This is a genomic window from Polyangium fumosum, assembly GCF_005144585.1.
GTDB lineage: Bacteria > Myxococcota_A > Polyangia > Polyangiales > Polyangiaceae > Polyangium > Polyangium fumosum.
This window is the reverse complement of record NZ_SSMQ01000026.1, coordinates 12,874-33,420: the sequence shown is the minus strand read 5'-3', so window position 1 is coordinate 33,420 and position 20,547 is coordinate 12,874. Positions and strand designations below refer to the sequence as shown.

Here is a 20,547-nt window from a genome sequence, read left to right as displayed (position 1 = left end):
CGTCAAGCGGGCCCATCCGTGGGATCCCTGCGCACCGCGAAGCCCGCCATCACCGCGCGCCCCTCGGCCTCGGGATCCCACGCGACGCTCGCGCCGACCTCGAGCGTCGCCGGCGGCAAGGAGAGCGCCGCAGCCACGATCGGGCCTAGATCCAGCGCCTCGACGAGAGGCCCGACCTCACCCGCGAGCGGCGCCGAGAGGACACGCGCCTCCGCGACGCGGGAGAGCCTCGCCCGCGCATCGCTGCCGAGCGCGACCTTCAGCGAGGCGAGATCACGGCCTACCTCGACGATCGGCGTGCTCGCGAGCCAGGCCCACACGACGATCCCGGGCATGTCTGCGATCGCGGCCGCTGCGCTGCGCTCGGAGGGCAACGAGGGCCGCCCCGTGCCCGCGCTCGGGCTCGCCACGGCTGCCACGAGGAGGCCTGGCGGGGCGAGGCAAAAGGAGGAGAGGCGGGCGAGGTTGCGTTGCGCGGTGGTCTTCGCCTCGGCCAGGCGCGCGAGCTCGTCGGGCGCGGCGTGGAGGAGCTCCACCTCCTGGGCCACGGAGAGGTGCGGCAACCCCTGCGACGCGGCCGCGATGGCCTTTTCGGAGGCGCGCGCGCCTCCCGCCGAGAACGTCCGATCGTCCCGCAACACTTCGGCGACGCGGCCCGAGAGGCCGAGCGCGGCGAGTTGCGAAGCCGGGCCGAAGAAGCTCGCGGGCGCCCGAGGTTCGGGCACGGAGGCGCTCGTGCGTGCCTCGATCCTCGCGCGATCCCAGCTCGTGAGCGCGGCGCCGAGCGGGTTTCCCACCTCGCCGAAGAGCGTCGCCGCGGCTTCGAGATCCTCGCGCGCGTTCGTATCGCCGAGGTCCATCCGGGCGCGGCCGATCGCGCGCGTGGCGTAGGCGATCCACAGGCGGAGCGGCGGGCGCGCGGCGGCGGCGATCTCGCGGGCGCGGGTCGCGAGGGCGAGGGCGTCGTCGGGGCGGCCGCGCGCGCTCGCCACGTCCGCGAGGAAGTTCAGCGCGCGGGCCTGGCCGAAGACGTCGCCGACCCGCGAGCAGAGCCACTCCTGCCGCTGCAGGAAATGCCGCGCGCGTTCGAGGTTGCCGAGCGCGAGCGCGGCCGAGCCGAGCTGCCCGAAGGAGATCGCCTCGCCGATGACGTCGCCGTGCTGGTGGTGCAGCTCGGCCGCGTGCTCGAGCAGCTCCCGCGCCGCGCCGTGCGCGCCCATGACCACGTAGAGCGTCCCGAGCGAGTTCAGGATTTTCGCGCGTTCGTCGAGGAACGGCTGCGATCGTTCGAGCGCCCAGAGCAGGCTGCGCTGCGTCGCCGCCGCGTCGCCGAGCAGCCGCTCCGCCGCGCCGCGGTAGTGCGTCGCGACGACCTCGACGAGCGCGTCGCCGTCCGCTTCCCGCGTGAGGGCTTCGAGCATCGCGATCGACTCGCGGTACACCGCGCGCGGGCCGCGCCGCACCGCCGCCAGGATCGCCTCGCACCGCGCGATCTTGCTGGCGCGCGTCTCGCCGAGATCCGCGAACGCCGCGGCCGCCGCGGACAGGCTCTCGCGCGCCACATCGAGCGCGCCTTCCCGCTGGCCGAGCGCGCCCTTCGCGAAGAGGCGCGCGGCGGCGCGCAAGGGATCGAGGCCTTGGGCTTCGAGGCGCGCCATCTCGGCGTGCGCCTCCTCCGCGGGCGCGCTCTTCAGGAGCCGCGCGATCGAAGAGACCTCGTGAAGGGGGTCCAAGGGACGGATCATGATGAGAGCGCGCCTCCGTGATCGATCTGCGCGGGGGGGAGCGAGACACGCGGAAGGCCTGCTTCGCGTTCGAGCCGCCGGGCCGCGAGCGCGTGCAGCGCGGCCTTGATGTCCTGGATCGAGAAATCGGATCGGTCGCGCCGGAGGCGCGCGACGTGCGCCGCCACGTGGGGCGCGGCGAACGAGGTGCCCGTCCACCTCCGCTCGCCGCCGCCGAGCGCGGGCGCGAGCACGTCGTTGCCCGGCGCGAGGATCTCCCAGTCGACCGTGATCTCGGTTCGCAAAAACTCCGGGTCGTCGGACGACGCGCGTCCCACGCCGATCAGGGATTTGAAGCGGCCCGGGTAGGTCCGGAACGCCGACGCGTTGGGCCCCGACGCCACGAGCACCACGCCGGCCGTGTACGCGATGTCCGCGATCTCGTAGAGCTCGACGATCGATTTGTAGTCGGTCGGCCGGAGCGGCGCGCCCTTGGGCACGTCGATACCGAGGCTCAGGTTCACCACGTCGAAGCCCTCGCGCACGCAGAAGCGCGTCGCCGCGAGCAGCCCGTCGCGCGAGCATCGGCCCTCGGGCGAGAGCACGCAGACGCTCGTGATCTCGGCGAACGGCGCGAGCCTGTGGATGATGCCCGCGCACGCCGTCCCGTGGCCCGAACGATCGACAGGTTCGTCGGGGCCGACCGTGTATCCCTCGCCCTTCCGCTCGACGCGCAGCGAGCGAAGCGCTGCGTTCACGAGCCACGGGTGCGACGTGTCCACGCCCGAGTCCACGAGGGCGACACGCACGCGGCGCGCCTCGTTCGTCGCCTCTGCGCTCGTCTCCGTCATGGCGTTCCGTCGTAGGACGCGACGCCGCCCATCGAGGCTGCGTAGGCGTCGATGCGGCCGAGCACCTCGGCGCAGAGCATGGCCTCGGCCGGCCCGCGATCGCAGAGCTTGCCCACGGCGAGCGAGAGCTTCAGCCGCTCCTTGTACGTCGGCCCGAGCCGCAACGCGTGGATGTACTGCGCGAGCGACTCGCGCAGCGACGTGGGCGCGTCCGCGCCGAGCAGGTCCGGCAGCGCGCGCGCGAAGAGCGAAAAGATCATCTGCTCGGTGCGGAACGACTCGACCGTCAACGCGAGCACCTCGGCGAGGCGCTCGGCCATCTCCAGGTGATGATCGCCGAGCGGCGTGTCCGCCGCGAGCAGCGCGGCGCCGCCGATCGTGGACTCGCCGATGCGGATCGGGACGAAGATGCCCGCCGTTGGCTTCGTCGCGAGCGCGGGGCGCAAGGCGGCGATCATCGGATCGTCCGGGCCGAGCTCCGCGGCGTGCGCGCCGCCGCCGCCGAGCAGGTAGGCGAAGGGCGTCCCGCTCGGGAGAAACTCCAGCGTGGCGCGGCGATAGCCTTGGGCATCGGCCACGACGGGGACGCTGAGCCGGCCGAGCGTCTCGACTTCGAGCGCGACGAGCGCCTCGGCGCAGGGGAGCGCGAGGCACGCGAAACGCAGGTGCTCGCCGAGCCCGCGCATGCGCACCTCCGATTGACCCACGAGGGCGGCGGACTCCAGCGTGGCGAGCAGATCTCGCAGCCGGCTCGAGAAGCCGAGCAACGAGGCTCGGGCGACGTCGGCGGCGGGCGCGGGAAGCGTCATGGCCGCATCCTACAAAAACTTGGCCACGATCGGAGGCTTTGGGTAACCGACGCCCATGATCCTGCCCAGCCGGCTCTCGGCGACGACGCTCGGGGATCTGCTCGGGAGGCTGTATCGCCAGCGGACGACGGGCACGCTCGAGCTCTCCGATCTATGGGCGCCTCCCGGCGCGGTGTCGTCGAGGCACAAGATCCACTTGGCCTCGGGCCTCGTCTCCGGTGTGGAGTCGAGCTTGCCCGCGCCGCCGCTCGGGGAGCTGCTCCGGCGCGAAGGGTTCCTCGGTGAGCCGGCGTTGCGCGCGCTCCTGCGCCGCCTCGGGGACGGTGATCCGAGGCCGAGCGGGGAGATCCTCGTCGCGGAGCGCCTCGCGGATCCGTCGACCGTCGAAGCTGCGCTGCGCGTGCAGCTCCGCATGAAGCTCGACGCGCTCTTCGAGCTAGAGGACGCGGCCATCGCGTTTCACACGGCCCGGCCCACGAAGATCACCGCGCGCCGCATTCACCCGCTCGAACCACGTGATTTTCTGGTGGGCCGGCCGCGTCTGCGGGATCTCGTCCCCGCGTCCGAGGTCCGCTACCGCCGCGCGCCGGCGCGCGCGCAAAGGTTTTACCCCGGCGCGCCGAAGGCCGAGGAGGAGACACGGAGGGAGCCGCCGCGCGCGTCGTCGTCGCGGTTTTGCCACCCGATCCCCGAAGCGAAGCGGCGTGCGCTCGCGAAGCTGGGCCTCTCGGAGGCGGCCAGCGAAAACGAGGTGCGGCGCGCTTTCCGCAAGCTCGCGATCGAGCTGCATCCTGATCGCCACGTCACGGCTCCCGCAGCGACGCGGGATCGGAACGCCGCGCGGTTTGCCGAGGTCAGCGCGGCGTATCACGTGCTCGTCGCGTAGATCAAAGCGGCGCTTCGGCGCCCGTATTCGTCCGCGTCGACGGATCCGTCCGCCCGCCCCACGCGATCACCGAGCTCTTCGTGTACACGAGCGTCGCCCCGTACCGCGCCGGGAGGTTTGCCTGCGCCGCGATCGGATACCACGTGCCGCCGTCCCGACCCGGCACGTATTGTCCCCCGTCTCCTTCGATGTTGTTCGGCATGCAAGGTGTTTCCCGACAACCTCCCCACACGACGAGGTGATTGCCGGCCCACACGCTCGCGTGATCGGCGCGGATGCCTGGAGCGCCTTTGATTGTCGTCGGCGTCCATTCGTTCGACTCCGCGTCGAGCTGCCCGCCCGTGTTCAAGTTGACGCCGCCGTTCCATCCGCCCCACACGAGGAACAACGGGCCCGTGGCGACCAGGGTCATACGCTCGCGCCGCTCCGGCACGTTGCTCGTTCCCGTCGGGCGGATCCACACGCCCTGCGGCGTGCCCGTGGGATCGAACCACAAACCGTCGTTGAGCCAATCGAAGGCGTCGGTCCCGCCCCAGACCACCATCTGCTGCCCGGACCACGCGGCGCCGTGATACCGGCGCCCCTTCGGGGCTCCTGCGCCGTTCGTGCTCATCCACGTGTCGGTCTCCGGATCGTAGATCCCGCCCGAGCCGAGCACGTTCGCCCCGCTCGCGCCGCCCCACACGATCATCTTCGAGCCCGTCCACACCGCGGTGTGCGCGAAGCGCGGCGGAGGTTGTCCCATCGTGCTCATCGGCGTCCACGTGTCCGTCGCCGGATCGTAGATCCCGCCCGCGGCTTCGAGATCCGCGGCGCCGAAGCCTCCCCACACGATCATCCTCGAGCCCGTCCATACCGCGGTGTGCGAGAACCGCGCGGCCGGCGCGCCCGCCGTGCTCGTGCTCGTCCACGTGCGCGTGGCCGGATCGTAGATGCCGCCCGTGTTCGTCGCGGCCGGGTTTCCGCCGAGATCGCCGCCCCACACGATCATCTTCGAGCCCGCCCACACGGCCGAATGCGCGTACCGCGGCGCGGGCGCGCCGTTCGTGGGCAGCGCGTTCCAGACGATCTCCTTCGGCGGCCCGTCTTGGTCCGGCGGCTCGTTCGAGGCGGGATCACCGCAGGCGAGGCAGGCGAGAGGCAGGAGCGCGAGGACGAAGGTACGCGAGGACATGGCCCGAGCGTATCCCAACGCGGCGCGCTCTGGGGACGTGGGAAAGGCGCTTTCTTGGCCGCGTCGGGGCGGCTCGGTAGGCTTCGCGCGAGGAGGCCACTGATGGAGATGTTGCTTGTCAACGAGCGCCGCGTCCCGCGCCATGCCGTGACCGTCGAGTGTCAAGTCGTACGCGAGGACGATTTCACCATGCTCGGCGCTCGGGGCGTCGACCTGTCCACCTGCGGGATGCTCCTCGTTGCGGACGCGCCCGCCACCGTGGGCGACGACGTCCTGATTTCGCTGCGAATCCCCGGGCGGGAGCAGTGGATCGATGCCCGCGGCAAGGTCACGCGGATCGCCGATGAGCTTGCTGCGCACGAGGGCCGCCGCGGCGTCGGCATCGCGTTCGAGCTCCCGCCGGGCGGGACGCGCCATGCCCTCGAAGAGGCGCTCTGCGCGTATCCCACGGTCGTGTCGTCGCGCGCGCCGCGCGTCGATTACGCCGCCACCGTCGACATGATCAGCTTGCTTTAGGACCGCTGCCGCGCCGCGACATCCCGAGCGCGATCGAGACCGCGCGTTCGAGCGTGCTGCAAGGCCGGAGCACCGCGATCTCCTCGGCGTGGGCGACGAGCTCCCGCGCCACGAGGGCGCCGACGCCCGTGAGGAGCGTCTCGGCGCCGAGCAGCCGCACCGCGCGCGCGGCCCGCACGAGGCCCTCGGCCACCTCCGCGTCCACCACCGGCACGCCCGTGATGTCGAGGATCACCATGCGCGCCCCGTGCGCCGTGGTCCCCGCGAGCACCGATCCGAGCAGCCGTTCTGCGCGCGCCGCGTCCACCCGCCCCACGAGCGGCATCACGAGCACGCCGGGCGCCACGGGCAGGATCGGCGTCTCCAGCTCCTCGATGAGCTTTTGTTGCGCCACGATGAGCTGCTCGCGCAGGAGCGCCCGCTCCTCCTCCGCGCGCCGCTCCTCGGTCCGATCCCGGATGATCGTGCCGAACGACGCGGGCGTCCCGTCCTCGTTCGTCATGACGAAGAGCACGCCTTGCGTGGCGATCTGCGTCCGATCGCCCCGCAGGAGCACGAGATCGCCGCGGTACTGGCCTTCGGCCCGGAGCGCTGTGTCGATGCTCCGGGCCTCCGCGGCCGTCGCGAGCACGTGCGCCACGTTGGTCCCGACGAGCGGACGTCGATCGAGCATGTCCTCGAACGCCGCGTTTGCGTACGTCAGTTCGCCGTCGAGGCCGACGATCGAGATCCCGTCGGGCGCGCGGTCGGCGAGCGCCTTCCAGCGCCGCAGCTCGTTCACCTGCGCGCTCACCTCGCGCGCGAGCCGATCCCGCTCGGCTTCGGCCTGCACGCGCTTCGTGACGTCCCGGATCGCGACGACGACCTCGCCCGTGCTCGACCGCGAGAACATGGCCTCGAAATGCATGGGGCCGTCGGGCGTCTCGACGGAGTACCTGTCCATCCTCGGCTCGCCGTCCTCGGCCACGTCGCGGATGATGTCGGCTTGCCGTCGCGACCAGTCGGTGCCGAACACGTCGACGAGGCGCCGCCCGAGGAACTGCGCCGGCGAGACGAGCAGCGGCACGTCCCGCGCGGGCTTGCAGTCGAGGAACCGCGTGTCGCGGCCCATCACGAAGAGCAGATCGGGCACGGCGTCGAGGAGCGCGCGGTTGCGCGCCTCGACCGCGCGCACCGACGTCACCGTCGTGCTGAACTCCTCTTCCGCGTCCTTCAGCGACCCGTACGACGCGATGATCTCGCCTTGCTCGTTCCGCACCACGCCCGTGAACAGGCGCGCCCACATCCAGGTCCCGTCCTTGCGGCGGTAGCGCTTCTCGAACTCCACGAAGGGCCGCGTCCCGCGCGCGAGCGACGCGAAGAGCGTCCGCTCGACGGGCAGATCATCCGGGTGCGAGATCTCGTCCGGGGAGCGGCCGCGCAGATCGTCGAGCGTATAGCCGAGCAGGGCGACGAAGGCCTCGTTCATGTCCACGAAGCGCCCGGCGCTGTCGGTCAGGATCATGGCGGTCGGGACGCCGTGGAAGAGCTCGCGGTAGCCCGCGGCGAGACATCTCTCTCGGTCCCGCGCCGCGCGGGCCTCCGCGAGCTCTGCTCGGAGCGCGCTCACCTCGGCGCGCAGCGCCTCCACCTCGTCCCGATGCTCCATCGCCCGCTTCGTGTCCTTGATGAGCCAGCGCGAATCGCGCTTGTTTGGGGTCGCATCCTCGCACGACGCGCGCGCGCCCGTCGACCGCATTGGAGGCGCCGCCTCTGCGCTGCGCGCGCGGATTTCCAGTCCACCCGAAGAATGGGGAAGACGGACGCGCGAGCCAAGAGGTCGCCGTCGGTACGCCGCGCCTCGTGTTCGAGGTCCTAGCGTTTCATTTCGAGGAACGATCGAGCGTGTCGGGCGGGAAGCCGAGCAAGCGTTCGAACAGCCGCGGATAACTCGGCGCGCGTTCTTTCAAGGAGCGCGCGAGCAGCGGGCCGTCCTCGGCCTCGATCGCTCGCTCCACGGCGGGGATCCGGTATCCGCTGCCCGTCGCGATCGCACGCAGCGCTTCGAGCGCCTCGGCGCGCTCCTCCGGACGGCGATCCATGGCGAGGATCCGGAGCGCGAGCTCCGCCGCGAGGGGCACGTCGCCGAGCGACGTCGCCGCGGGGAGCGTCGTTCGGCAGAGTTCGGCCGCGAGCGGATCTCCGAGCGTCGCGAGCAGCCGCGACACGCGCGCCGCGATCGTCAGATCGAACAGGGTCGCGGGTCCTGCCGCGAGGCGTGACTCCACGCGCCGCACGCATTCCTCGGTGATCGCGTGCGCCCGCACCGGGTCGCCGAACGCGGCGAGCGCCTCGGCGTGGCGGATCTCGAAGATCGGCCGCCGGATCGGGTGCGCCTCCGCGGCCCAGAGCGCGGCCACGAGCAGCGCTTGCTCGCCGCGACCGAGCCGGCAGAGCGAGACCAGGTACGCCTCGCGCCGCATCGCTTCGAGCACCGGATCGGCCGGCGCCGGCGCCTGGCTGCGCGCGATCTCCAGCGCCGCTTCGTGACGACCCGAGCCGAGCAGCGTCCGGAGCGTCTCGATCGCCACCATCGACGCGAGCGCGCCCTCGGCGCCGCCTTCGCCCGGCCCGATGCGGGACCAGGTCGCGGGGGCGATCGTCAGCGCCCCGAACACGAGCCCCTGGCCTCGCAAGAGCCCCGACAAACGCTCCAGCACGCCGAGCGCCTCGTCGGTCCGCCCGAGCCGCGCGTCGAGCCGCGACAGTTCCACGAGCGGGCCGAAGCCGAGGAGCAGGACGGACGTATCGCCCGACGTCTCCGCCTGCTCCGCCACGCAATCGAGCCCCGCGTGGCAAATGAGCCGCGCCTCGTTCGGGCGGCCCAAGGAGCTCGCGAGGAGCGCCGCGTCCTGGTGCGCGCGGGCGAGCGACGCGGCGCGCTCCATCGGGTCTTCGGGCGCCGTGTCCAGCCTTTGCAGCACCTCGGCCGACCAGCTCGCGAGTTCGCGCCGCACGTGACGATCGTAGGGCGCGAGCGGCTCGTCCGTGATGAACCGCCCGTCCACGCGCCGCCGCGACGACGCGGGGCCGTTCGCCGATTGCAATGCATTTCGTCGCACGGGCACCTCTTCAAGCAAGGACACGGAAACCCTCCTCGCCCCAGGCCGTCGCGAGCTCCAGCAGTTCGCTGTCCTCGAGCTCGGCGAGCGCGGCGAGCTCTTCGTCGCTCAGCGCGTCGATATCCTCTTCCAGGGCCATCGCGGCGACCTCCTCGATATCGCGATCGTCGAGGTCGCCCATTTCGGTGTCGCACTGCGCGAGCAGATCGTCGATGTCGCTCGGCGTGAGCCCGAGGCCCTCGTGTTCGGCCTCGTCTTCGGCCGCGCCGAATCCCGTCTCGAAGATCCCCATCCCGCGGCCCGAGATGCGGAAGATCGGCGTCCGCTCGGGCTTGTCCCCTTGCGCCTGGCAGAGCGCGTTTTGAAGAGACGGCCCGCCCGGCTCGCATACGATGACCGCCACGCGCCGGACGCCCGGCCGCGCGCGGAGCGCCTGGATCGCCGCGGTCACCGCCTCGTCGCCGGCCTCGTCGTCCTCTTCGAAGCAATACGTCTCGGGGCCCGCGCCACGCGTCCAGAGCGCAGCATAGATCCAGGCCGCCGTGCGCACCGAGGAGCGATGCAAGCAGAGGAGCACGGCCGTTCCCTCGTCGATTCGCACGTAAGTATTCAGGAAGACGTCGATTCCTTGCATGGCCAGGTCCGAGGAATGGTTCGAGTCGTTCATCGTTCGCTCAAAAGGAGGGGGCGCGCCCACGTTCGGACGCACCTCCGCACAAAAGACGGCCCTCGCCGCGCTTCCTGCGCGAGCGTACCTCCCCCGAGCGCCGGCTCATGTCCCGCGAGCCGTGAACCCATGCATACGCAATCTCCGGGTTCGCCGCAATGGAATCGATCCCGCGATCGGACATTCTCCGTCCGCGAACCGAATTCCTGGAAAAAAGCCGGAAGCCCTTGTTTCATGCGGGATCCGGCGCGTTCGTGGTTGTCGAGAGGAATGTCCGGCGATGGGACTGACAATGTCCATATCCCCTGCCGCGGCCCACGGCGCACCGCGTCGTCGTATTCATGCGAGAGCGGACATTTTCGGTCCGATCCGGGGCCCCGACGCTCGCCCGGTTGCTCTCGGGACAGCGCCGGATGGACGCCGCGCCCCGATCATGGGAATTCCCTGGGCCCCCTCGTTCGTCCATCGGTCCGCATGCGCTGGGCACTCCTCTCGACCCTCGTCCTTCCGCTCCTCGGCCTCGCCTGCGACCGAGGCCCGCTCCCCGCGCCCGCGCTCGCCAGCACGGCTGCGCCCACCGCCTCCGCGCCCGCGCCGGCCGCCCCGAACGTCGAGGACGAGGCAAACGCTTGCCGCCGTCGCGTCGCGGAGGTGCTCGCTTCTCCCGCGGCCCCAGGCGCGCCCGCCTTCGACGCCGCCCGGATCGAAATCCTCGGCCGCGCCCGCGGCGAACCCCTCGTCTTCGTCCGCGAGCCCGCGCCCACGCCCGAGGACGCCCTCGACGCACGCCTCGTCCCCTCCGCCCGCCTGTACGCCAAGGAGCGCCCAGGCGGCCGCGTCGGCGGCTTGCGCAAGCGGCACCGCGGTGATCCGCGCGCGCTCCGCGCCCTCGTCCTCCGCGAGGGATACGCGTATGCATCCGACCCGCAGGACGCCCTCGCCCTCGTCACGCAAATCACCCTGGCCGACCTCTTCGACGAGCCCCGCATCCACCTCCTCCGAGGCCACGAGATACGCGCCCTCGATCGCGTGGAGGTCCGCCGCGAGGTTCGTTATCAGGACGCCGCGGGCAAACCCGCCGATCTGCTGTTCGGCGATCGGGTCGCCGTCACGGAGGCCGAGCTCGAACGACCGCTCCATCGCGATCTCGCCGCCCTCGCCGACGAGATCGGCTTCGAGCGCGCGCGCCTCCGCCACACGACCGAATCCGCGATCGTCGCCGATCTCCGCTTTGGCGAGACCTGGGCCGCGGCGCTCCTCCGCGCGGACGGCGCGCGCCTCTCGTTCGATTGCCTCGCCGAGGATCCCCCCGCGCGCGAAGCCGTCCGCGCCTTCCAGGACAAGACCGCGCAAAAACGCCGCGCGATGCAGGCGATCCGCGGCGCCGTGAGCCGCGCCGTCGACGAGGCGCTTCCCTTCGATCGCCCCGACGCCGAGCCCGACCATTTCCGCGACGGCACCCTCCGGCCGCAATGGATGACGGCCTATCTCCAGGGCCGCGACAGCTTTTCGTTCGAAGAAAAACGGTACGCGGTCTTCGATTCCTCGGGCCGCCCACGCCCGCCCGAGGTGTGCGTCGATTTCGTCCTCGATACCTACGAGCGCGCCGCGGGCACCTGGTACCGCGCCCGCGGCGACAAACCCGGCCGCGCCGTGGGGCGGCTCGATTTCGACGAATCCGGCATCAAGAACCGCCGCGGCGTCATCTCGTTCGGCGAGTTCGCCGAGGCGAAGCCCGAGCTCTTCGAGGTCCGCCGCTTCCGCGGCGAAGAGCGGATCCCCTTCGGCGAGCGGTCGCGTTTCTTCGCGGAGCTACATGATTTTGCGGACGAGGTTCGTCCGGGCGACGTCATCTCCATCCAGGGCGAGAAGCGCGACAAGCACATTCACCAGCACGCGATCTTCGTCGAGCGCGCCGACCCCGTGACGGGGTTTCCGTTTGGCCTCGCCGATCAAATGAAGCGCCCGCGTCGCCGCACCTGGGAGGGCATCATGGCCGAGGCGCCGAAGCGCAGCCTGTTTTACCGCGCGCGGCCGCGCGACGAGGTCATCGCGAAGATCGACCCCGGCGCGCCCTGAAACGAGCCCGTCTCGCGCGAGCGCGCCTGGCTGCTGCGGCGGCTCACGAGGCGCGTTCGAGCGCGCGGAGCACGAAGTCCGCGAACGCCTTCGGGTCCTCGGTGTGCGGCGAGTGCCCGATGCCCTCCGGCTCCAGGAAGACCGTGTGCGGCGGCAGGTTTTCCTTGAAGAAGCCGAGGCAGCACGGCGGGATCACGCGGTCCGATTGGCCCCAGATCACGTGGATCGGCATGGAGAGCGACGCGAGCTCGCCGGGCGCGAAGAAGTGCTTCGGCTCGAGCCCGTCGAGGATCGAGCGCACGGATGGGTTCTTGAAGATGCGCACGAGATCCGGCGCGACGAGCGGCCCGTACCACGGCACGGCGTGGTTCAATCGCCCGAGGAAGTCGCGGGCGTCGCGCACGTTCGAAAGGACGAACCCGCGCAGGAAGCGCTCGCACTCCTCGGGATCCTCGACCGGCGCGCCGCCCGGCGACGTGAGCGCGAGGCCTGCGACGCGCTCGGGGCTCCGCAGCGCGTACCGGAGCGCCATCGCGCCGCCAAGCGAATTGCCCACGACGACGGACGGCGCGTCGAGCTCGTGATCGAGCACGTACGACAGGGCCTCGAACAGGCGCTCGGGCCCGAGCGTGACCCAGGGCGCGCCCGAAAGTCCGTGCCCCGGCGCGTCGACGGCGACCACGCGACGGCTCTGTTTCCGGAGCCTCGCGAGGGTCGGCGCGAACACCGCGGAGGACGCGGCGATGCCGTGCAGGAACACGACGGGCGGGGCCGCTCCCTGGCCCGACGCGTCGTACACGTGCACGCGCCCGACGGGCGTTTCGACGAAGCGGCTCTCGACGCCGCGGCGCACGAGCATCGCACGCGTCACGTGATCGAGGACGGACAGAAGAACCATGGTCGCTTTTTACCACGCAGGGTTCGGGCGCGACGATGTCTTGCCTCGTGCCCCGACGATCTGCGAAGCTCTGCCGCCCCCCATGGCTACGGGCGAGCCCTCCTGCCGGCGTTGCGGCGCCGTGATTGGCGAGAAGGCGCGTTTTTGTGCCGATTGCGGCGCTCCTGTCGCTGCCGCGCCCGATCCCACGGTCCTCTTCATGAAGGTGCCGAGCGCGCTCGCGCCGACGACGCCGGTTGAACAGGGGGTTTGGGGGCACAGCTCGGCTCGTCCGAGCGGGGCCCCCAACGTCCAGCCTGAGCCGACGCCTGCGTCTGCCCAGCCGAACAGCCGCTTGCCGCCCATGCGCATCCCGTCGGGCACCGTGCTCTCGGGCGTGTACGCCGTGCAGAACGTGCTCGGCGAGGGTGGCATGGGCGTCGTCTACCGCGCGCACGACGGCGCGCTCGGCCGCACGGTCGCGATCAAGTGCCTGCACTCGAACCTCGCGGGCGACGCCGAGATTCGGCGCCGCTTCGTCCGCGAGGCCCGCGTCCTGCGCACGTTCTCGCATCCGCACGTCGTCTCCGTCTTCGACCTCATCGAGCACGAGCACTTGCTCGGCATCGTGATGGAGCACGTCGAGGGGCAAACGCTCGCGCATCACCTCGTGAAATGGCGCGGCCGCATGCCCTTCGTCGAGATCCGCGAGATCTTCATCGCCGTGCTCGACGCGATGGACGCGGCGCACCGGCAGGGCATCATCCATCGCGATCTCAAGCCCGACAACGTGCTCGTCATGCGCGGGCCTGCGGGCGAGCTGGTTCCGAAGGTCGTCGATTTCGGCATCGCGCGGATCCTCGAAGGCACGACGTACACCGTGAGCGGCGCGCTGCTCGGCACCTGCCGGTACATGTCGCCCGAGCAGGTCAAGGGCGACAAGACGGCCGATCATCGCTCGGACATCTACTCGCTCGGCGTCTCGCTCTACGAGCTCGCGGCGGGCCGGCCGCCTTTCCCCGAGGACAACCATTTCGCGCTCATGATGTCGCACGTCCAGGCCGAGCCCCCGAAGCCCTCGCAGCACCGCGCCGAGATCCCGACCCTGCTCGAAGACCTCATCCTCTCCGCGCTCGCGAAAAACGCCGCCGAGCGGCCGCAGACCTGCGCAGAGTTCCGCGAGCGCCTGCTCGCCGCCATTGACGAACCCACGCCGGGGCACGTCGCCGTGCGCCCGACCAGCACCTCCGTTCCGCCGCTCGCCACGGTCCTGCGCGACACCGACGGCGCCGAGTCCGTGCTCGTGCCAGCGGGGTCGTTTCTCATGGGCCCGGATCGCCGCGAGGTCTTCCTCGACGCGTATTACATCGACCGCGCGCCCGTCACGAACCGGCAATTCGCGCTCTTCGTCCAGGTCACCGGATACAAGCCGGTCGACGAGAGCGGCGGTCGGTTCCTCGCGCATTGGGCGCGCGGCGTCGTGCCTCGGGGGCTCGAGGAGCACCCCGTGGTGAACGTCTCGTGGGACGACGCGTGCGCGTATGCCTCGTGGGCCGGCAAGCGTTTGCCCACGGAGGCCGAATGGGAGAAGGCCGCGCGTGGCACGGACGGCCGTCGGTATCCCTGGGGCAAGGCCGAGCCGACGCCCTCGCGGGCCCATTACGGCGGAAAACACCGCGGCACCTCGCCCGTCGGCTCCTACCCCGAGGGCCAATCGCCGTACGGCGCGCTCGACATGGCCGGCAACGTGTGGGAGTGGTGCGAGGACGTCGACGATCCGGCCTTTTACACGGACGGCCCCTCGCGCAACCCGAAAAACACGGCGCGGCCGCCGCACCCGCTCTACGTCATGCGCGGCGGCTCCTGGCTCTTCGGCGCGCAATCGCTGAAGACGTATTCGCGCACCCGGTTCGAGCCGCATTATCGTTTCGCGGGCGGCGGCTTTCGTTGCGTGCGCTCGGCGCGCTGAGCACCGAGCCCGAACTCTTCGGGCGGCCCCCTCCCGCGGGCGCCGGGCGTGCGCTACGCTTCGCGACCGAGGGCACGGCATCCCATGGGAATTCCGCGGATCGTGATCTTTTTCGTCGTCATCTCGCTCGTTCTTTTCGCCGCGAGTTTTTACGTGGGCCGCCGCTTGAAGCAGGCGTTCGGGCTCTCCGTGCGGGCCGAGCGCGCAGGCCTCTTCGTGGTGCTCGGGTCCGTGGTGGCGATGATCCTCGCGCGCGCCGTCGGCCTGCGCCCGCTCGGCGAGGTCGCGTTCACGCTCCTGCTCGCGCTCCTCATCAGCACGGGCCTGCTCTTGCTCGTGGATCTCGCGAAGCTCGGGGCCCTGCCTTTCACGTGGATCGCGTCCCGCGTGAAGCCTGCGCCTGCGCCCGAGCCCGTGCTCGCCCTCGCGACCGAGTCTGCCGCGCCCGCGCCTGCGCCCGCGGAGGCGCCGGCCCCGGCGCCCGCGAACGCCGAGGCGGCGCCCGCCTTGCCCACGCGCCGTGACTTCCTCACGCAGGCGGTGACGGGCTCGGCGCTGCTCGTGGGCTCGGGCAGCTCGTTTTATGGCGCGGTCTTCGGCCGGCACGATTACGTGATCGAGGAGGTGCCCGTCCGGATCCCGGGGCTTTCGAAGCGCCTCGACGGGTATACGCTGGTCCAGCTCTCGGACATTCATTTCGGCACGTTCGTCGGCGACGCCGAGATGCGCGCGGCCGAGGAGCTCGTGCGCAAGGCGCGGCCCGATCGGATCGTGCTCACCGGCGACCTCCTCGACAACGACGCGAGATATGCGGAGATGCTCGGGCGCTTTGTGCGGAACATCGCGCCGCTCGCGCGAGACGGCGTCGTGGCCATTCCGGGCAATCACGATTGGTATGCGGGGATCGACGAGGTCGTGGCGGCCTTGCAGGCGGCCGGGGCGCGGGTCCTGCGCAATGACGGCTTCGTGATCGGCGACGAGAAAGATGGGTTTTCGCTGCTCGGCGTGGAGGACGTGTGGGCGCGGCGGCTCGCGCCGGGGAATGGGCCGAACCTCGACGCTGCGCTCGCGCGGGTCCCGAAGGACCTGCCGCGTGTCTTGCTTTGCCACAACCCCGTGTTTTTTCCGGAGGCCGCGGGCCAGGTGGCCTTGCAGCTCTCGGGGCACACGCACGGCGGGCAGGTGAACCTCGGCGCATTGCAGCCGGGCAAGCTCGTGCTCCCGTACGGGTACGTCGCGGGGCTTTACGAGCGGAATGGATCGCGGCTGTGGGTGAACCGCGGGTTCGGGACGGCGGGACCGCCGGCGCGGGTCGGCGCGCCGCCGGAGGTGACGCGCGTCGTGCTCGTGTCGGCCTGATTCAAGACGGCAAGACGAGCACCTTCAAGACGCCCGGCTCGGCGGCGCGTGCGAACGCGCGCGCGGCGTCCGCGAGCGGATACCGCGCCGAAAGGAGCGGGCGCGGGTCGACGCTGCCGCGGGCGAGCACGTCGATGGCGCGCTGAAAATCGCCGCAACGCGAGCCGATGATCTTGTTCTCGTTGATGACGGCGGGCGCGAGGTCGATGTTCGCAACGCCTGCATATGTGCTCTTGAGGATGATCGTGCCGCGCGGCTTCACGATGGCGAGCGCGCGGGCGAGCCCCGCAGGCTGGCCGGTCGCCTCGACGACGAGGTCGAACCCCGCCTCGGAAAAATCGGATTCGAGCGCGACGTCGAGCCCGGCGGCTTCGAGGATCGCGAGTTTGTCCTGGTGCCGGCCGACGGCGACGGCGCGGCCGAGATCCCCGCGCCGCGCTGCGAGGGCGAGCCCCGTGAGCAGGCCGAGCTTGCCGTCGCCGAGCAGGCAAACGCGATCCCCCGGCCGGGGCGCGGCCTCGTCGAAGGCATGCAGCGCGGCGGCGAGCGGCTCGATGAAGGCTGCGCTCTCGTCGGGGATCACGTCCGGCAAGACATGCAGGTTCTCCTCGGGGATCCGTACGAATTCGGCGATTCCGCCGTCACGGCCGAGGATCCCGAGCACGGTGCGCGTGGGGCAATGGTTACGCCCGCCCGCGCGGCAGGTCGCGCAGCTCCCGCAGGCGCAATTGATCTCCATGACGACACGCTTGCCCGCGTGCAGGCCGAGGACCTCGTGGCCGAGCACGCCGCGAAAGCCCATGTAGCCGCGGGCGAGCTCCTGGTCGGTATTGCAGATTCCGGCCGACAGGACCTTGACGATGGCCTCGCCCGGCGCGGGCGCGGGATCGGGGACGTCGGCGAGGACGACGCCGTTTTCTGTGCACTGGAGCGCCTTCATGCGTCCTCTCTCTCAAAAGAGGACCGCGTGCGCAACCTCGCGTCTTTTGCGCCGGCCGGGCCGAAGCGAGGTCCGGAAACAAAGGCACAAAACGAAAACGGCACCCGAAGGTGCCGTTGTTCGCTGTTTCTGTTTTACCTGGCGATCCCAGCGGGAATTGAACCCGCGTTACCGACGTGAGAGGCCGGCGTCCTAACCGCTAGACGATGGGACCAGTTTTCAAATCCGTCGGCGACACTTCTTAGCCGACTTCGGGCTGGGGGACAAGGATTCGAACCTTGATAGACGGTGCCAGAAACCGTCGTCCTGCCATTAGACGATCCCCCAAAGGATCGGCTCTCCCCAGGCCCTGCGGACCAAGGGACCGGCGGAACACCGGAGCAATCGCTCCGTCGTCCACGGGCCGCGCAACTTAGCCGAACCGTCGGTCCTGTCAAGCGCTTCTTGTCGTTTGTTCGGAACAGCTTGAGATCGCTTGGAAATTCCGTCCGTCTTGGCCGGGCTCGTCCTCCCGCCGTCCTCCGTGCACCCGAACCAGGTCGTTCGGGGTGCTTCCGGGACGTACGCCGCCCTCCGGAAAAACGACCGGCCGGTCCAGGGTGGGCTTGACGGTGGAAAGGGGGGATCTATTTTCCGGGCCGGTTTTAGCCACCGGCATAGCCGAGTGCCAGCGGCGTTGGTGCTCGACACCCTCCGTGGCCAAGAGCCACGGCCGGGGGGAGTCGGCCCGCCGGGGCCCGCAACAGACGATAGAGGAAGCCATCATGAAGATCAGGCCGCTGCACGACCGCATCGTGGTCAAGCGTCTCGAGAGCGAGACCCAGACGAAGGGTGGGATCATCATCCCGGATTCGGCCAAGGAGAAGCCCATCGAGGGGCGCGTGGTGGCCGTGGGCAACGGCAAGCTGCTCCGCGACGGCAAGCTCCGGCCGCTCGACATCAAGGTCGGCGACGTCGTCCTCTTCGGCAAGTACGCCGGCAACGAGGTGAAGATCGACGGCGAGGACTACGTGCTCCTGCGCGAGGACGACCTGCTCGCGATCACCGGCGGCGAAGGCGCCGCGAGCTGAACGCCCGCCCTCTCCTCATCAACTCCAAAGGGAAGAAGATCCATGTCCGCCAAGCAGATCATTTACAGCCGTAGCGCGCGCGCCGCGATCCTCCGGGGCGTCAACACGCTCGCCGAGGCCGTGAAGGTGACCCTCGGGCCCAAGGGCCGGAATGTCGTCATCGAGAAGAGCTGGGGTTCGCCGGTCGTCACGAAGGACGGCGTCACCGTGGCCAAGGAAGTCGAGCTGCACTCGAAGCTCGAGAACATGGGCGCGCAGATGGTCCGCGAGGTCGCCTCGAAGACGAGCGACAAGGCCGGCGACGGCACGACCACCGCGACCGTCCTCGCCCAGGCCATCTACAACGAGGGCCTCCGCCTCGTCGAAGCCGGCCACAACCCGATGGACCTGAAGCGCGGCATCGACGCCGCCGTCAGCGCCATCCTCGGCGAGCTGAAGAAGCAAGCCGTCCCGACCAAGGACAAGGGCCAGATCGCCCAGGTCGCCACCATCAGCGCCAACGGCGACAAGGAGATCGGCAACATCCTCGCCGAGGCGATGGAGAAGGTCGGCAAGGAGGGCGTGATCACGGTCGAAGAGAACAAGCGCATGTCGACCGAGCTCGACACGGTCGAGGGCATGCAGTTCGACCGCGGCTACCTCTCGCCGTACTTCGTGACCGATCCCGAGAAGATGAAGACGGTCCTCAACAACCCGCTCATCCTCGTGAACGAGAAGAAGATCTCGGCGATGGCCGATCTCCTCCCGGTGCTCGAGCAGGTCGTGAAGAACGGCCGCGAGGTCCTCATCATCGCCGAGGACATCGAGGGCGAGGCGCTCGCGACGCTCGTCGTGAACAAGCTGCGCGGCACGCTCAAGGTCGCCGCCGTGAAGGCCCCCGGCTTCGGCGATCGCCGCAAGGAGATGCTGAAGGACATCGCGACCCTGACGGGCGCGACGGCCTTCATGGAGGACCTCGGCCAGAAGCTCGACACCGCCACGCTGCGTGACCTCGGCACGGCCCGCCGCGTCGAGATCGACAAGGACAACACCGTCATCGTCGACGGCGCCGGCGACAAGGTCGCGATCAAGGCCCGCGTCGAGTCGATCCGCAAGCAGATCGGCGACACGTCGAGCGACTACGATCGCGAGAAGCTCCAGGAGCGCCTCGCGAAGCTCGCCGGCGGCGTGGCCGTCGTGCGCGTCGGCGCGGCGACCGAGGTCGAGATGAAGGAGAAGAAGGCCCGCGTCGAGGACGCGCTGCACGCGACGCGCGCGGCCGTCGAAGAGGGCATCGTCGTCGGCGGCGGCGTCGCGCTGCTCCGCGCCTCGGCCGTGCTCGACACCCTGAAGTTCAAGGACGAGCGCGACGTCGGCGTGCGCATCGTGCGCAAGTCCGCCGAGGCGCCGATCCGGCAGATCGCCACGAACGCCGGCATCGACGGCAGCGTCGTCGTCGAGAAGGTCCGCACGGGGCAAGGCTCGTTCGGCTACAACGCCGCGACCGACACCTACGAGGACCTCTTCGCCGCCGGCGTCATCGACCCGGCCAAGGTCGTGCACCACGCGCTCGCGAACGCGTCGAGCGTGGCGGCCCTGATGCTCACCACCGAGGCGCTCGTCGCCGAGAAGCCCAAGAAGGAAGCGGCTGCTGCGGCTGGCGGCGGCGGCATGGGCGGCATGGGCGGCATGGGTGGCATGGGCGGCATGGGCGGCATGGGCGGCATGGGCGGCATGGGCGACTTCGACATGGGCTGATCGCCCCGCGAGCCCACAAGCCAACACGAGAGCCTCGGGCGCCTGCTGCGTCCGGGGCTTTCGTTTTTCGAAGACCGCGGCGTCCAGGCCTCCGGTTTTTGACCCGGCCTGCCGTATGGCGGTAAACTCCCCCCCACGATGTCGGACCCGCTCTTCGCCCGGTTTGGCCGCGAGTTCTCGGCCGGGGACATACTGTGCCGCGAGGGCGATCCCGGCGATGTGATGTACGTGATCCAGACCGGCTCCGTCCGCATCACGAAGATGATCGCGGGCGAGGAGCGCGTGATCGCGATGCTCGGCCCAGGCGAGTTCCTCGGCGAGCTGGCGATCCTGAACGGCAAGCCGCGCAGCGCGACGGCGACGGTCGTCGAGACGACGCGGTGTCTGCTGGTCGAGGCGAGGACGCTCGAGAAGATGGTCGCGGTCAACGCCGAGATCGCGATGCGGCTGATCAAGAAGCTCGCGAAGCGGCTCGACTCGGCCGACGCGTTGATCGAGGTGCTGATGCACCGCGATCCGAAGGCCCGGATCATGCTCGCGCTGGCGCGGAACGCGGAGGCCTTCGGCGAGAAGACGGCCGAAGGGATCCTGATCCGCACGCGGGCGGAGGATCTCGCGCGTGACGTCGGCGTGGACGCGGTCGCGGCCTCCGATGTGATGCTGCGGCTGCGCAGGTTGCGCCTCGCCAGTGAGGTCCCGGGGGGCATCGTCGTCGCCGACGTCGGCAGGCTCCAGGACTTCGTCGAGTTCCTCGAGATGCCGCAGAAGTTCGGCGGGGAAGGCTGAGC

The 20,547-nt window shown here is 70.4% G+C and carries 17 protein-coding genes and 2 tRNA genes; 8 read left to right on the top strand and 11 right to left on the bottom strand.

Features of this window, described 5'->3' with window-relative positions:
- Nucleotides 1-2: 2 nt before the first annotated feature.
- Genes E8A74_RS24135 through E8A74_RS24125 form a run of 3 tightly spaced genes read right to left on the bottom strand, consistent with a single transcriptional unit; the run spans nt 3 to nt 3,384 of the window.
- Nucleotides 3-1,745, bottom strand: coding sequence for a tetratricopeptide repeat protein (locus E8A74_RS24135; protein ID WP_136931417.1), 1,743 nt, complete (start codon nt 1,743-1,745; stop codon nt 3-5).
- On the bottom strand, nt 1,742-2,575 hold the full coding sequence (locus E8A74_RS24130; RefSeq protein ID WP_136931416.1) for a S8 family serine peptidase: 834 nt from the start codon (nt 2,573-2,575) through the stop codon (nt 1,742-1,744). Before E8A74_RS24130 ends, E8A74_RS24135 begins: the two co-directional genes overlap by 4 nt.
- Nucleotides 2,572-3,384 carry a hypothetical protein gene (locus tag E8A74_RS24125; RefSeq protein WP_136931415.1) on the bottom strand — a complete coding sequence of 271 codons (813 nt, stop codon included), beginning with the start codon at nt 3,382-3,384 and terminating at the stop codon, nt 2,572-2,574. Before E8A74_RS24125 ends, E8A74_RS24130 begins: the two co-directional genes overlap by 4 nt.
- A gap of 55 nt (nt 3,385-3,439) precedes the next feature.
- On the opposite strand from E8A74_RS24125, the gene E8A74_RS24120 reads away from it, so the two are divergent.
- Nucleotides 3,440-4,270 (top strand): J domain-containing protein, encoded by an 831-nt coding sequence (locus E8A74_RS24120; protein WP_136931414.1) that lies wholly within the window; start codon nt 3,440-3,442, stop codon nt 4,268-4,270.
- Between the two features lies 1 nt (nt 4,271).
- On the opposite strand, the gene E8A74_RS24115 is transcribed toward E8A74_RS24120, so the two are convergent.
- Nucleotides 4,272-5,444: a Kelch repeat-containing protein gene (locus tag E8A74_RS24115; RefSeq protein ID WP_170229329.1), complete on the bottom strand. Its 1,173-nt coding sequence runs from the start codon at nt 5,442-5,444 to the stop codon at nt 4,272-4,274.
- 102 nt (nt 5,445-5,546) lie between these two features.
- On the opposite strand from E8A74_RS24115, the gene E8A74_RS52605 reads away from it, so the two are divergent.
- Nucleotides 5,547-5,960, top strand: coding sequence for a PilZ domain-containing protein (locus E8A74_RS52605; protein WP_170229328.1), 414 nt, complete (start codon nt 5,547-5,549; stop codon nt 5,958-5,960).
- Here the strand turns inward: E8A74_RS52605 and E8A74_RS24105 are convergent.
- The 3 genes from E8A74_RS24105 to E8A74_RS24095 all read right to left on the bottom strand — a co-directional run bounded on the left by E8A74_RS24105 (nt 5,947) and on the right by E8A74_RS24095 (nt 9,728).
- Nucleotides 5,947-7,698 (bottom strand): PAS domain S-box protein, encoded by a 1,752-nt coding sequence (locus E8A74_RS24105; RefSeq protein ID WP_136931411.1) that lies wholly within the window; start codon nt 7,696-7,698, stop codon nt 5,947-5,949. The genes E8A74_RS52605 and E8A74_RS24105 overlap by 14 nt on opposite strands.
- 124 nt (nt 7,699-7,822) lie before the next feature.
- A complete protein-coding gene (locus E8A74_RS24100) occupies nt 7,823-9,085 on the bottom strand; it encodes a hypothetical protein (RefSeq protein WP_136931410.1) in 1,263 nt (420 codons plus the stop codon).
- The gene (locus tag E8A74_RS24095) at nt 9,072-9,728 is read right to left on the bottom strand and encodes a hypothetical protein (RefSeq protein ID WP_136931409.1); all 657 of its coding nucleotides are present in this window, start codon (nt 9,726-9,728) and stop codon (nt 9,072-9,074) included. Before E8A74_RS24095 ends, E8A74_RS24100 begins: the two co-directional genes overlap by 14 nt.
- Nucleotides 9,729-10,202: 474 nt before the next feature.
- On the opposite strand from E8A74_RS24095, the gene E8A74_RS24085 reads away from it, so the two are divergent.
- On the top strand, nt 10,203-11,807 hold the full coding sequence (locus E8A74_RS24085) for a hypothetical protein (RefSeq protein ID WP_170229327.1): 1,605 nt from the start codon (nt 10,203-10,205) through the stop codon (nt 11,805-11,807).
- A gap of 43 nt (nt 11,808-11,850) precedes the next feature.
- Here the strand turns inward: E8A74_RS24085 and E8A74_RS24080 are convergent, their stop codons facing one another.
- Nucleotides 11,851-12,705, bottom strand: coding sequence for an alpha/beta fold hydrolase (locus tag E8A74_RS24080; protein WP_136931406.1), 855 nt, complete (start codon nt 12,703-12,705; stop codon nt 11,851-11,853).
- 82 nt (nt 12,706-12,787) lie between these two features.
- On the opposite strand from E8A74_RS24080, the gene E8A74_RS24075 reads away from it, so the two are divergent.
- Both E8A74_RS24075 and E8A74_RS24065 read left to right on the top strand, forming a co-directional pair.
- On the top strand, nt 12,788-14,653 hold the full coding sequence (locus E8A74_RS24075) for a bifunctional serine/threonine-protein kinase/formylglycine-generating enzyme family protein (RefSeq protein ID WP_170229326.1): 1,866 nt from the start codon (nt 12,788-12,790) through the stop codon (nt 14,651-14,653).
- Nucleotides 14,654-14,737: 84 nt separating this feature from the next.
- The gene (locus tag E8A74_RS24065; RefSeq protein ID WP_170229325.1) at nt 14,738-16,012 is read left to right on the top strand and encodes a metallophosphoesterase; all 1,275 of its coding nucleotides are present in this window, start codon (nt 14,738-14,740) and stop codon (nt 16,010-16,012) included.
- Nucleotide 16,013: 1 nt separating this feature from the next.
- Here the strand turns inward: E8A74_RS24065 and E8A74_RS24060 are convergent, their stop codons facing one another.
- The 3 genes from E8A74_RS24060 to E8A74_RS24050 form a co-directional block, all read right to left on the bottom strand.
- Nucleotides 16,014-16,952 carry an alcohol dehydrogenase catalytic domain-containing protein gene (locus E8A74_RS24060; protein WP_136931402.1) on the bottom strand — a complete coding sequence of 313 codons (939 nt, stop codon included), beginning with the start codon at nt 16,950-16,952 and terminating at the stop codon, nt 16,014-16,016.
- Between the two features lie 139 nt (nt 16,953-17,091).
- A tRNA-Glu gene (locus E8A74_RS24055) sits at nt 17,092-17,166 on the bottom strand.
- Nucleotides 17,167-17,208: 42 nt separating this feature from the next.
- A tRNA-Gln gene (locus tag E8A74_RS24050) sits at nt 17,209-17,279 on the bottom strand.
- Between the two features lie 437 nt (nt 17,280-17,716).
- Here E8A74_RS24050 and groES point away from each other — a divergent pair.
- From groES to E8A74_RS24035, 3 genes are all read left to right on the top strand, one after another.
- A complete protein-coding gene (gene groES, locus E8A74_RS24045; protein WP_136931401.1) occupies nt 17,717-18,022 on the top strand; it encodes a co-chaperone GroES in 306 nt (101 codons plus the stop codon).
- A gap of 42 nt (nt 18,023-18,064) precedes the next feature.
- Complete coding sequence (gene groL / locus E8A74_RS24040; protein WP_136931400.1) at nt 18,065-19,759, top strand: chaperonin GroEL; 1,695 nt, start codon at nt 18,065-18,067, stop codon at nt 19,757-19,759.
- Between the two features lie 138 nt (nt 19,760-19,897).
- Complete coding sequence (locus tag E8A74_RS24035) at nt 19,898-20,545, top strand: Crp/Fnr family transcriptional regulator (RefSeq protein ID WP_136931399.1); 648 nt, start codon at nt 19,898-19,900, stop codon at nt 20,543-20,545.
- Nucleotides 20,546-20,547: the final 2 nt, after the last annotated feature.

Excerpts from the sequence above, each read along its gene's own strand:
- E8A74_RS24095 (WP_136931409.1), bottom strand. The coding sequence starts at position 9,728 with ATGAACGACTCGAACCATTCCTCGGACCTGGCCATGCAAGGAATCGAC.
- groL (WP_136931400.1), top strand. The coding sequence starts at position 18,065 with ATGTCCGCCAAGCAGATCATTTACAGCCGTAGCGCGCGCGCCGCGATC.
- E8A74_RS24135 (WP_136931417.1), bottom strand. The coding sequence starts at position 1,745 with ATGATCCGTCCCTTGGACCCCCTTCACGAGGTCTCTTCGATCGCGCGG.
- E8A74_RS24115 (WP_170229329.1), bottom strand. The coding sequence starts at position 5,444 with ATGTCCTCGCGTACCTTCGTCCTCGCGCTCCTGCCTCTCGCCTGCCTC.
- E8A74_RS24125 (WP_136931415.1), bottom strand. The coding sequence starts at position 3,384 with ATGACGCTTCCCGCGCCCGCCGCCGACGTCGCCCGAGCCTCGTTGCTC.
- E8A74_RS24130 (WP_136931416.1), bottom strand. The coding sequence starts at position 2,575 with ATGACGGAGACGAGCGCAGAGGCGACGAACGAGGCGCGCCGCGTGCGT.
- E8A74_RS24060 (WP_136931402.1), bottom strand. The coding sequence starts at position 16,952 with ATGAAGGCGCTCCAGTGCACAGAAAACGGCGTCGTCCTCGCCGACGTC.
- E8A74_RS24080 (WP_136931406.1), bottom strand. The coding sequence starts at position 12,705 with ATGGTTCTTCTGTCCGTCCTCGATCACGTGACGCGTGCGATGCTCGTG.
- E8A74_RS24065 (WP_170229325.1), top strand. The coding sequence starts at position 14,738 with ATGGGAATTCCGCGGATCGTGATCTTTTTCGTCGTCATCTCGCTCGTT.
- E8A74_RS24035 (WP_136931399.1), top strand. The coding sequence starts at position 19,898 with ATGTCGGACCCGCTCTTCGCCCGGTTTGGCCGCGAGTTCTCGGCCGGG.
- E8A74_RS24105 (WP_136931411.1), bottom strand. The coding sequence starts at position 7,698 with ATGCGGTCGACGGGCGCGCGCGCGTCGTGCGAGGATGCGACCCCAAAC.
- groES (WP_136931401.1), top strand. The coding sequence starts at position 17,717 with ATGAAGATCAGGCCGCTGCACGACCGCATCGTGGTCAAGCGTCTCGAG.
- E8A74_RS24120 (WP_136931414.1), top strand. The coding sequence starts at position 3,440 with ATGATCCTGCCCAGCCGGCTCTCGGCGACGACGCTCGGGGATCTGCTC.
- E8A74_RS52605 (WP_170229328.1), top strand. The coding sequence starts at position 5,547 with ATGGAGATGTTGCTTGTCAACGAGCGCCGCGTCCCGCGCCATGCCGTG.
- E8A74_RS24075 (WP_170229326.1), top strand. The coding sequence starts at position 12,788 with ATGGCTACGGGCGAGCCCTCCTGCCGGCGTTGCGGCGCCGTGATTGGC.
- E8A74_RS24085 (WP_170229327.1), top strand. The coding sequence starts at position 10,203 with ATGCGCTGGGCACTCCTCTCGACCCTCGTCCTTCCGCTCCTCGGCCTC.